This is a genomic window from Actinomyces sp. (assembly GCF_030530635.1).
In the GTDB taxonomy this organism is placed as follows: domain Bacteria; phylum Actinomycetota; class Actinomycetes; order Actinomycetales; family Actinomycetaceae; genus Actinomyces.
In genome coordinates, this window is the sequence record NZ_JAUMUL010000082.1 from 1 (window position 1) to 11,264 (window position 11,264).

Below are 11,264 nucleotides of genomic sequence, written 5' to 3' on the forward strand. Positions count from 1 at the left end.
TTGGCCCGGCGCCCCCAACCCCTCGTCGTGTCAGCATCACTGCTCATCGCGCACCCTCCTCAAGGTGTCACGAAGACCCTACCCATGCGGTCTAGTCCTCAGCCCGAAACCGGACACGAACGCTGAAACAAATCAGGCGGGCCACTCTGTTGGGATTCGCTGCCAGTGCCGGTCCGTTTTGCTACACCGTCCACGGGCGCCACCTCGACCATCAATCGGGAAGAACTGTGGGCAAGCAGGCCGTGAGTAAGTAAAGTAGATCAACCACCGGGTGTCCTTCATCCGTTCCTTCCTAGAATACGTCATCGCCACTCTGAATAATTGGAAGATCCTGTCAACCGGCTGCCGCCACGTCCCGAACAATCTGCCGGACATCGTCATCATGAGCACGGACTCAATTGCGGTTTCGAACCGTATATAGTACAACCACGCGAGTAACGCGCTATAAGTCCAAGTGCCGCATGGCCGTATGACGAATGTTGCTTCGTAATTAATTGGTGTGGTGACGGGTGTTTGGCGCGCCTTATCGGAATAGCGTCCGCTGGCCACGATACGTGTCCCTAGGATGTTGATCCAGTATCGTGATTGCCTGCACGTTCAGCGGTCTTCGGAAGTCGTGGCTTGGCGTGGTGTCGTGGTGGGCGACGTTCGTAACTCGGGAAGTCCGTGAAAGGCAACGGGAAAACTAGGCGTTGATTGGTAGGCAAGAAAGCTGAGATTCAGGGGCCCAGGTTCTTTAGAATTGCGAGTGTGCGACTGGGGCGCACAATCGAACTGCATGCGGATATGTGCGGTAATGATCAGCTTGGGCGATTGTCTTCCGGTGACGCTCAAAGGCGGCCCTGTCGTATAACTGAGAATCAGCAAGCGCCGAGTTGAAGTCGGCCTGCAGAGCGGGACGGGGTATCGGGGAATGAGCTGTGGCATTGCGGTGCGGGGCGCGTGTAACGGGGTCGACTGAGCCTTAGGGCCCATGTGGAGTGGCAATGCATGAGTGTAACCGGTGTCTCGCTGGTGTATGGGGGCGCGATTCGTTCCATGACTGGTGCGTTTGCGGTATTATTGCGTGTGGGGGGTGACGACATCTAATGACTCGGGCACATGTAGCGAAGGCCTTAGTACCTGTTTTCACTGTCGGTGCGACCGCTCTGATGCCAGCTGTGAGTTGCGTCGCCGATGCTCAGAGCGGTTTAGCTTGGTTGCTGATTGAGAGATTGTCGAAGACATATGAAGGTTTCAGATTCTACTGTTTCACATACGGACGCGACGTGTTCGGCGGCGTGGCTGGGTGACAGAAATGTGGACTAGAAGGAGTTTTCGGTGATGGATGACAGCCTAACGTCTTCGCGCGTTCCGGCAGGCGGCTCGTGGCCGGTCGGGCAATTTGTCGCCCAAATGGTCGGTGCGGGCATTGATCTGGATGTTCCGGTTCTTGAAGGTGGATCGGGAGCAAGGGTGTGTGTTGATAATCGCGAAGTACTGAATTTTGCAGGATGCAGTTTGCTCGGTATGCACTTGCACCCTGCAGTTGTCGACTCGTTTTGCCGCAACGCTCGACGCTATGGATTGGCGACCGGCGGTTCCAGACTAGTACAGGGTAAATTACGCCCGATTCGCGATTTGGAAGCTCAGATAGCTTTGTCGACCGGCAAGTCGGCGGCTATCACGTTTGCTTCTGGGGCTTTGGCAAACATCGGGTTCGTCCATGCCATGAGTGGTTTGTTCAAGATGGCCGAGGGCGTTGAACTTGATTTGAGTAAGACGGTGTTTGTCTTGGATCGCGATTGTCATTGGAGTCTCTGGAAGGCGGTGGAGAAACTACGAGGATCCGACCGGTTATATCGTTTCGCGCATAATGATGTCGGTTCTCTCGAGACGGTCCTAAAGCGCATAAGAGGTCGTAGGGCGGTGGTGATGTTCGAGTCGGTTTATTCGGTTGACGGTTCGATTGCCCCAATACGTGATATCGTCGGCTGCGCCAATGAGTACGGCGCCTTGACTTACGTTGACGACGCCAATGGTTATTTGGTATATGACACGCCGGGGCGTGGATTCGACGATGATTTCGCATCGTTGACGGATGTGACGTTTCGGATGGTGTCCTTGTCTAAGTCGATCGGCCTGGAAGGTGGAGCTATTGCGGGTCCGGAGGCCTTTATTGATGTCATCGAGTGGCTGTCAGGTACGTCTGCGTTCACGTCTAGTATATTACCGGCTAACGCTGGTGCGGCGCTCACCGCTTCGGATGTTATCTCGTCAGATAGACGGCTTATGGACAAATATCTTCGGCGCGCTCGTGATCTGCGTGAGTCGCTGATTGAGCGGGGTTATGCCGCGGCATCATCACGGTCTTATATTATTAATATACGAATCGGCAGTGACGATGTTGCCGAGGATGTACGTCGCGAGTTTCTGGGTGCCGGTTTCCTGATCCCGGTGTTTCGCTATCCGGCTTCGCGGCGCAATGATGCCGGCATTCGGCTGGTGCTTAGCGCGCTGCATACGGATGCTGACATTGCGTCTTTTCTGCATTGCCTCGATGATGTTCGGCGCCGGACAGGTTTTTGAGCACTTCGACGCTAGTTGTGGCGGCGGCGTGTTGTTGTCCAGGGGTTCTGGACGACTGTCGGATTGCTGGGGGTCTGGGCGTACGCGGGACGTAGCGCGACCTTCTGATGACGAAGGGTCGTGTATGGAGGCCGAGAGCGGAGAGGTCTTGGCGCGATGCCGTCATACAACACGACGGCCGTATCGTGCCGGTGTCTGACGGGGATGTTCGCAGGGGGTTTCCGGCCCGCGTGATCGACCGCGGGGTGTGCTACTGCCTGGAGGAGCATGTTTACTTGTCTGTGTATGCCCTGATTGAGGGGACCTTTTGGGCATGAGTGCGACTGACGAGAATAGAAGACTGCCTTGTCTGAAGCCTCTCAGGGCGTGCGTGATGTGGCCGTCTCCGGAGCGCTGGATGGTTTGTTTGAGCAGGTCAGTTCCAGAGGTGGCCTGACCGGTGCTGGCGGTTTGCTGTCAGCGTTGTTGGTTGTTGAATGAGGCCCCGGAGGGTTATTCATGGGGTGTATGTGAAGGTGAGTGCGAGTGTGGCGGTGATGGTTGTTGGGAAGGTTTGTATGGGTCGGCGGTAGCCGGTGTGTAGGACGCACGAGGTCTTGAGGTTGGCGATGGCTCTCTCGACGACGTAGCGGATGCGGTTGACGCTGGTGTTGAAGGCCTTGTCGGCCTCGTGCAGCGCCAGCCCGGGCAGCTTCTTGATGGGGGTGGTCATGCCCAGCCCGGTGTAGCCCTTGTCCCCGATATGCCGGGGAGCGTCCTGCCCGGGCGGCAGGTCCTCGGCTGGTACCTCGAGCAGTCCCGACGCTCTCAGGGCGGTGGCGTCGTGCACGGAGGCGGGCAGCGGGTCCGAGACCCACACCAGGGCGCCGGTGGGGGTGCAGGCGACCTGCACGTTCAGCCCGGTGGTGCGGTACTTGCCCGAGAAGAGGCCAGGCACCCCCCTTCCAGTCCCAGGTCTTCAGTACGGTGCCATCAATGATCAGGGTTTGGGTGGGGTCCAGGTCATCCACCGTGGGCACGCTGTGTGCCAGGGCGCGGGCGATGAGGCTGGTGTAGGCGCTGATGTTCCGGCAGGCGGTGGGCTGGGAGATGTCGAAGGTCTCGGCCAGGACCTGCTGGGTGAGGTTGTGTCGCAGCGCCATGACCGTGAGCTTGACCCGCTGGTGCAGGCCCAGCACCCGGGATCCCGCCTTGGGCAGGTCACCGTGCTCGCGCAGGGCGGCGCACAGGTCGGTGAGTTGGTGGCGGTCGAGCTTCGTGCTAGCGTTCATGGTGGCGGCCTGCTTTCCGAGAAGTTTGGACTATGACACCCAAAGCGTCTCAGGAGCAGGCCGTCCCAACCCTCACCCACCACACACGCGTGTCGACAATCCCCACACCCCCATGAATAACCCTCCGGATACTGCCTGAGCAGACTGAAGGCAGGTGCTCGTCATAGTCGTTGCTGCATAAGCAGATTTACGCGGCGACAAAAGAATCGACCGCCCCAGGCGATGGCCACATCACGGAACCTGGTCATCAACGTCATACTCTCTGGCTGCAACTCGGCTCTGCGATTGCGTCGGCCAGCAGAGTTATGACGCGAAGACCGGCCAACGGCTATCTGATTCCCAGCAATCCCTGCCCAGCCACCGACTTTGCCGAGCCCCTGGGCGTCTTATGGGCTATGTTGTCGGTGATGGTAGGCCCCCTCAAATCAAAATGTGGGCCTACCACCACCGGCGTTTGGACGGGGCGGACGATCGGTGTTGTCGGCTCGTGTGCGATCAGGCGTTGATGCGCAGCAGCGGATCGCCCGGGGCCACCTCGCCGGTCGCGATCGCCTCCACGGAGGCGAAGGCCGCGGTGTTGGTGATCAGCACCGGCGTGGTCAGCGGGTGCCCGGCCGCCTCGACGGCCGCCCGGTCCACGCGTACCAGCTCCTGGCCCGCCTCGACCCGGTCGCCCTGCTTGACCAGAACCTCGAAGCCTTTGCCCTCCATCTCGACCGTGTCCAGACCGACGTGGATGAGCACCTCCACACCCGAGTCCAGGTTGATGCCGTAGGCGTGCCCGGACTCCGGCGCCACCACCACGGTGCCGGCAGCCGGGGCGACGACCACGATCTGCTGCTCGGAGGGCTCGATGCCCGCTCCCTGGCCGACGGCGCCCCCGGAGAACACCGGGTCGGCCACCTCGGCGAGCGGCACCACCGTGCCGCGCACGGGGGAGACCAGCTCCGTGACCGTGCCTGCGACCAGGGCCGGCTTGGGTTCGGTCTGGGCCTTGGCGGCCTCCTCCAGCGCCAGGTCGGCGGCGGTCTCCTCCGGGGAGGCCTCGACCACGCTGTCGGCGGCCGCCAGCGCCTCCGCCTTCTCCTCCGCCGTGCGGTAGTCGGAGATGAACAGGATGATGAAGGAGGTGAAGAAGGCCGCGGCGATCCCGATCGCGTATAGGGCGACGGGGGAGAAGACCGGGATGGTCAACAGCGAGGTGAAGGCGAAGGTGCTTGCGTTGACACCGCCGCCCAGGCCGATGATCAGACCGCCCACGGCGCAGCCGACCAGCATGCGCGGGTAGATGCGCTTGAAGCGCAGGTGGATACCGTACAGGCTCGGCTCGGCGATGCCGCCGAACAGACCGGCCGCCAGCGCACCGGAGGCGGTCTGCCGCATCTCTTTGTCGTTCTCCCGGAGGGAGATGGCCAGCACCGCCGCGGTGGCGCCGAAGCAGGCGAAGTTCCAGGCACCCATGGGGCCCTGAATGAAGTCGTACCCCAGGGAGTTGATGTTGGCCAGCATCAGCGCGTTGAGCGGCCAGTGCAGGCCCAGCGGCACCAGGAACGGGTACAGCAGCGGGATGATAATGGCGAAGACGATCGGGGCGGTGTTGTTCAACCAGGCCAGGGCGCTACCCAGGGCGGTACCGAGCCAGATGCCCAGCGGGCCCAGGAGGAAGGCCGTGATCGGCATCATGATCACGAAGGACAGGAAGGGCACGAACACCATCTGCAGGTTCGGGGAGATGATCCGGGTCAGGCCCTTGTACAGCGGTGCCAGGAGCGCCACCATGATCAACGGCGTGAACACCTGGCCGCCGTAGTCGTTCAGCTGCATGGGCAGCCCGAACACGGTGGCGGTACACAGGTCGGTGCCGAGGGTCTCGTTGACGGTGCAGGTGACGCCGCTCGTCAGCTCGGGGTCACTCATGTAGATGAAGTTCGGCGTGATGAGGGCGGCCATGACGGCGGTGCCCACCCACGGGTCGATCCGCAGCTTCTTGGAGGCGTTGTAGGCCACCATGATCGGCAGGAAGTAGAACACCGAGCGGTACATCGCGTCCACGAAGGCCAGGGAGGCGGGTTTGACGTCGGCACGGGTGTCAATGAATCCCAGCGCCTCGGCCACGGCCTCGCCGGCGATGATCAGGGAGGTGCCCAGCAGCACTGGCAGCAGGGGCCGGAAGGAGTCGGACAGGTACTCGAAGAACGCGTCCACGAAGGCGTTCTTGCCACGGGCCTTGGCGCGGGCGGCGGCCTTGACGTCGGCGTCCGACTGGCCCGACTTGGAGCCTGCACCGCCCTTCATGGCGGGCAGGTTCATGATTTCGTCGTACACGCCCTGCACGGCGCCGCCAATGATGATCTGGTAGCGGTCGCCCGCCTGCGGGACCGCCCCCATCACGCCGGGGATCTTCTCCACCGTGGCCTTGTCGACAACGGAGGCGTCCTGGAGTTCGAAGCGCAAACGAGTCGCGCAGTGGGTGAGATTGACGATGTTCTCGGGGCCGCCCACGGCCTCGAGAATCGCTTCTGGAGCGGATGTAGTTGTTGCCATGTTGACCTTACCGTCGGCCGTCGTCCCCTCGAGCGGAGGGGCCGGCGGGCTGGGTTGGAGGGGCCCGGTCGCATAGGACCCCGCCCGTCAGGGTAACGCGCTCAAGGGTGATCTTGCACATACGCCCTTTCGGGCTCGCGTATTGCGAGGCGACACGCCGCACACTGCCAGGGCGGGCGTGCGGTCGCATGACCGCCATGGGCGAAGCCCGAATACACGCCGAAATCCACCGCGGTGCTTGGCCGCACCCTCTCGGGGGCCGCATCCACAGGCGGCCAGCGGGAGGTGCCCGCCGCGGCGCACGCTAGGTGCGACGGCGAAGACGTCGTCGCACCGACCGCATCGGTGCCGTCGCCAGATCCACTGCACGTTTCCGCAGCGGCCTGCGTGGTGCCGGTGCCCCAACCCGAGGAGATCCGTCATGGCCCCGCTGTCACCCGCCCCCACCGGCACACCCGTAACCGGCATTCAAACGGCGTCGTCCCGCCCCGCTCCCGCCCCCGTGCAAGACCCCGACCAGGAAGCGGGCCTGTACGGGCCCCGCGGCTGGACCGTGTGCGCCGGCGTATGGCAGGCGCTGGCCGACTGCCGCGACGACCTACGCTCCACCGTGATTCCGGCACAGTTCGGCTTCGCCCCGGCCGGCATCATCACCGCCGACGGCACCCCGGAGGAGAACTACACGCCCTTCCACGACTTGGGGCCGGCCACGGCCCGACGGCTGCTGGAGGTGCTGCCCGCTGAGCAGCTGGGCGACCGGCAGAACCTCGGCCCCACCCTCGGTGCGGCGTTGCGCGCCTGCGTGCGCGCGAATGGTCGGGTGCGCCTGTCCGGCTACGGAATCGGCCCGCAGCGCCACGACGAGCGCGTGAGTGTGGAAGGCATATGGATCGAGGATCCCGACCTGCTCGAGGCACTCGTCGAAGCGATAGTCGGCGAGGACGACGACCCGGACGATTACGATGACGAGCACGCCTACTACGCCGATCGCGACCCCGGTGATGTCGAGGAGTTGGAGGCACTGATCGCTCTTGGCCTGCAGCAGGTTTGGGAGCGCGTGGCCGAGCGCTACGACTTGGATGCCCACTGCGGCCCCGACGAGTTCAAACCGCTGCGCCGCCACTGGACCCACGGGCCACTGGGCGCCTGGCTATGGTGGGACTGAGCCCGCCGGGCAGGTGATCCGGGCATCCTGAGTCGGGGTGATGTGACGGACAACCGGGGCGGCCGCCGCCCAGCGCGGACGGGCCCGGGCCCGGATACCCGTACGATGCGCACCGTGATCAACGTCCAGGACCTGAGCATGCGCATCGGTGCCCGGCAACTCGTGGCCGGCGCCTCCTTCCGGGTGGACAGGGGGATGCGCATCGGGCTGGTCGGGCGCAACGGCGCCGGTAAGACGACCATGACCAAGCTCTTGGCAGCCGCCTCGGTGGCGCAGGGCACCAGCCAGGCGGTCGCCGACGCCGATGAGCGCCACGGGCTGGAGGCGGTCGAGCACGAGGGCCTGATCACCTGCAACGGCTCGGTCGGCTACCTCCCTCAGGACACCCGCGTCGGCGACTTGCACGAGATCACCCGCGACCGGGTCCTGTCCGCCCGCGGCATAGATGCGCTCCTGGCTCGCATCCGCCGGGCCGAGCAGAAGATCGCCACCACCCAGGGGAATGCTCAGGCCAAGGCCCTGGACCGCTACACCCGGCTCGATCACGAGTTCACCATGGCCGGCGGCTATGCCGCCGCCAGCGAGGCCGCCCGGATCTGCGCCTCCCTAGGGTTGCCCGACCGGGTGCTCGACCAGCCCATCGGCACCCTCTCCGGCGGGCAGCGTCGCCGCGTCGAACTGGCCCGGGTGCTTTTTCAGCGGCCGGACACGCTGCTACTGGACGAGCCCACCAACCACTTGGACCACGACTCCATCCTGTGGCTGCGCGACCACCTGCGCAGCTACTCCGGCGGCTTCATCGTCATCAGCCACGATGTGGAGCTGCTGCGCGACACGGTCAACCGGATCATGTACCTGGACGCCGGCCGCGGGGTTCTGGACGTCTACCATCTGGGCTGGGACGCCTACCTCAAGCAGCGCGCCGACGATGAGAATCGACGTCGTCGTGAGCGAGCCAACGCCGAGAAGAAGGCGACGGCGCTGCGTGCCCAGGGGGAGAAGATGCGGGCCAAGGCCACCAAGGCCGTGGCCGCCCAACAGATGCTCAAGCGCGCGGACAGGCTCATGGAGGGCTTGGATGTCGAACGTGCCCAGGAGAGGGTGGCGCACCTGCGCTTCCCCGATCCGGCCCCGTGCGGCAAGGTGCCGCTGCGTGCCGCCGGGCTGTCCAAGGCCTACGGATCGCTGGAGGTGTTCGCCGGAGTCGACCTGGCCATCGACCGCGGCAGCCGCGTGGTGGTTCTCGGTCTCAATGGCGCTGGCAAGACCACGCTCCTGCGGCTGCTGTCCGGCATTGAGGAGCCGGACTCCGGGAGGGTCGTGGCAGGTACCGGGCTGAAACTCGGCTACTACGCGCAGGAGCACGAGACCATCGACGACGAGCGCACCGTGGTGGAGAACCTGCGCAGTGCCGCCCCCGGCCTGGGCGACACCGAGGTGCGCAGCGTGCTGGGGTCCTTCCTGTTCTCCGGAGCCGATGCCGACAAGCCCGCCCGCGTGCTGTCGGGTGGCGAGAAGACCCGGCTGGCGCTCGCCCTGCTGGTGGTCTCCAGCGCCAACGTGCTGCTGCTGGACGAGCCGACCAACAACCTCGATCCTGCCAGTCGGGAGGAGATCCTGCACGCCCTGAACACCTTCGCCGGAGCCGTGGTACTGGTCACCCACGACGAGGGCGCCGTCAAGGCATTGGACCCCGACCGGGTGCTGCTGCTGCCCGACGGGGACGAGGACCTTTGGAGTGAGGACTACCTGGAGTTGGTCACGCTCGCATGACGCACCGGTGACGGTGAGTGCCATCACTCGCGCGGGTGTTCCCATCCACTATGCGACACGACGTAGGGTGAAGGGGAACATCTCGGACCGTCGGCGTGTTCGCCCCGGTGCAAGGCACCCCTTAGGAGGAGACAGACATGGCTCAGACCACCCTGACCGACGCTTCCAACGAGACCCGTACCGACGCCCCCACCCATGAGGTACTGCTGACCGAGGCCGCCGCCGCCAAGGTCGCCGGCCTACTGGTACAGGAGGGCCGTGACGACTTGCGCCTGCGCCTGGCCGTGCAGCCGGGGGGCTGCTCCGGACTCGTCTACCAGCTCTACTTCGATGAGCGCATCCTCGACGGCGATGCCGTCCGCGCCTTCACCACTGGCGACGCCGAGCTGGCGTCTGTGGAGGTGGTGGTGGACCGCATGAGCGTGCCCTACCTCAATGGCGCCACCATTGACTTCTCCGACACGATCGAGAAGCAGGGATTCACCATCGACAACCCCAACGCCGTCGGGACCTGCGCCTGCGGCGAGTCCTTCCACTGAGTCCGCACCGCCCGAGTCCCACGTGCAACCGGCCCCTCGCGGGTTCCGGTACTGTCATGCGCCGGGGTGGCGTGGCGGACGCACGTCCGCGCAGCACCCCGTCGCCATTCGCATCCACCCGAGGAGAACTCAATTGCGCCGTGCCGTAACCGTACTGCCCGCACTGGCCCTGACGGCCTGCCTGGCCCTGGTGGGCTGCACCGATTCCTCCGGAGACGCCAGCGCCTCCGCGTCGGCTGAAGCCACCATTGCCCCATTGAGCGGCGTAGACTGCTCCACCCTGACTATCGATGACGATGCCGACTCGCTGCCCACTGTGAGCGGTGATGCCGGGGCCGAGCCGACCGTTTCCTGGGGTGGGGGCGACGCACCGGCCAACCTGACCGTCAAAACCTTGGCATCCGGTGACGGCGGTGAGGTGACGGAGGACTCGATCGTCGTCGCCAACTACGCCGGCTGGGAATGGGGCGCCACGGAGACCTTCGACTCCTCATACGCCCGTGGAGAGGCGACGCCGTTCAGCCTGCAGGGGGTCATCTCCGGTTGGCGCTGCGGCCTGGCAGGGCACCGCGCCGGGGATCGGCTGCTGCTCTCCATTCCCGCCGAGCTGGCATACGGTCAGCCGGCCGCATCACCGGACTCTCCGTCCGGCACCCTGGTTTTCATCGTCGAGGTCGAGCAGGTGATCACCGCCGAGGAAGCGGCGATGGCCAGTAAGGACGCGGTTCTGGATGCTGCGGCGCAGCAGACTCTGGCGGATCGCGGTGTTACCGTCAGCGGTGATCTGGGCGCTGCAGCCAGCATCGCTGTGGCCGACGGGGCGGCCGAGCCCGCCGAGCAGGAGACGATCGTGCTGGCCCGCGGCACCGGCGACGAGGTGGCCGAGGGCGACCAGGTGGTGCTGGAGGTGGCCTTAGTCAACTGGGGTGACAACGACTCCCTGCAATCGTCCTGGGAGGTGAACCAACCCCAGCTCACGGTCGTCTCTAAAGACACGACAATCGGGGGTCTGGTTGGTACTCCGGTCGGTTCCCGGGTGGTCATCCTTCTACCGGGTGACGCGACACGGGGCACAACCGCCTCTGTTTACGTTGTCGACGTCGCGAAGGTCATATAGCGGACAGTATCGATCTCCTGCAGCGCAAAGGGGCCGCCCCACCGGTACGGTTCAGGGGCGGCCCCATCGTCCTAAATGCTGCCGGTTAGATGCTGCCGGCGTGCCCTGAGGTCCGGGCCTGCTCAGCGCACAATCAGGCCCTCGGTACGGGCGACGGCGTCCGCCAGGCGCTGAGAGACATCCTCCCAGTTGACCACCTGCCAGATGGCCGCCAGGTAGTCGGCCTTGACATTGAGGTAGTCGAGGTAGAAGGCGTGCTCCCACATGTCGATCTGGAACAGCGGGAT

The 11,264-nt window shown here is 64.4% G+C and carries 10 protein-coding genes and 1 pseudogene; 7 read left to right on the forward strand and 4 right to left on the reverse strand.

What is annotated here, in order from left to right:
• The first annotated feature begins 271 nt into the window (after positions 1-271).
• From Q4A20_RS13775 to Q4A20_RS13785, 3 genes are all read left to right on the forward strand, one after another.
• On the forward strand, positions 272-421 hold the full coding sequence (locus tag Q4A20_RS13775) for a hypothetical protein (RefSeq protein ID WP_303123827.1): 150 nt from the start codon (positions 272-274) through the stop codon (positions 419-421).
• A 902-nt stretch (positions 422-1,323) separates the two neighbouring features.
• Positions 1,324-2,568 (forward strand): pyridoxal phosphate-dependent aminotransferase family protein, encoded by a 1,245-nt coding sequence (locus Q4A20_RS13780; RefSeq protein WP_303123828.1) that lies wholly within the window; start codon positions 1,324-1,326, stop codon positions 2,566-2,568.
• Between the two features lie 345 nt (positions 2,569-2,913).
• Complete coding sequence (locus Q4A20_RS13785; protein WP_303123829.1) at positions 2,914-3,048, forward strand: hypothetical protein; 135 nt, start codon at positions 2,914-2,916, stop codon at positions 3,046-3,048.
• A 16-nt stretch (positions 3,049-3,064) separates the two neighbouring features.
• On the opposite strand, the gene Q4A20_RS13790 is transcribed toward Q4A20_RS13785, so the two are convergent.
• The 3 genes and pseudogenes from Q4A20_RS13790 to Q4A20_RS13800 form a co-directional block, all read right to left on the reverse strand.
• Positions 3,065-3,505 (reverse strand): transposase family protein, encoded by a 441-nt coding sequence (locus Q4A20_RS13790; protein WP_303123831.1) that lies wholly within the window; start codon positions 3,503-3,505, stop codon positions 3,065-3,067.
• Positions 3,506-3,665: 160 nt separating this feature from the next.
• Positions 3,666-3,839 (reverse strand): annotated as a pseudogene (locus tag Q4A20_RS15185) (transposase); the annotation flags it as partial.
• Between the two features lie 495 nt (positions 3,840-4,334).
• Entirely contained in the window at positions 4,335-6,383 is a 2,049-nt protein-coding gene (locus Q4A20_RS13800) for a glucose PTS transporter subunit IIA (protein ID WP_303123833.1), read from the reverse strand.
• Between the two features lie 421 nt (positions 6,384-6,804).
• Here Q4A20_RS13800 and Q4A20_RS13805 point away from each other — a divergent pair, with 421 nt between their 5' ends.
• The 4 genes from Q4A20_RS13805 to Q4A20_RS13820 all read left to right on the forward strand — a co-directional run bounded on the left by Q4A20_RS13805 (position 6,805) and on the right by Q4A20_RS13820 (position 10,977).
• Positions 6,805-7,548 (forward strand): hypothetical protein, encoded by a 744-nt coding sequence (locus Q4A20_RS13805; RefSeq protein WP_303123835.1) that lies wholly within the window; start codon positions 6,805-6,807, stop codon positions 7,546-7,548.
• A 114-nt stretch (positions 7,549-7,662) separates the two neighbouring features.
• Complete coding sequence (locus Q4A20_RS13810) at positions 7,663-9,321, forward strand: ABC-F family ATP-binding cassette domain-containing protein (RefSeq protein ID WP_303123837.1); 1,659 nt, start codon at positions 7,663-7,665, stop codon at positions 9,319-9,321.
• A gap of 137 nt (positions 9,322-9,458) precedes the next feature.
• Positions 9,459-9,860 carry an iron-sulfur cluster assembly accessory protein gene (locus Q4A20_RS13815; protein WP_303123839.1) on the forward strand — a complete coding sequence of 134 codons (402 nt, stop codon included), beginning with the start codon at positions 9,459-9,461 and terminating at the stop codon, positions 9,858-9,860.
• Between the two features lie 133 nt (positions 9,861-9,993).
• Entirely contained in the window at positions 9,994-10,977 is a 984-nt protein-coding gene (locus tag Q4A20_RS13820; protein ID WP_303123841.1) for an FKBP-type peptidyl-prolyl cis-trans isomerase, read from the forward strand.
• A 122-nt stretch (positions 10,978-11,099) separates the two neighbouring features.
• On the opposite strand, the gene Q4A20_RS13825 is transcribed toward Q4A20_RS13820, so the two are convergent.
• The coding region (locus Q4A20_RS13825) for a Fe-Mn family superoxide dismutase (RefSeq protein WP_303123842.1) at positions 11,100-11,264 on the reverse strand (165 nt) is incomplete at its 5' end.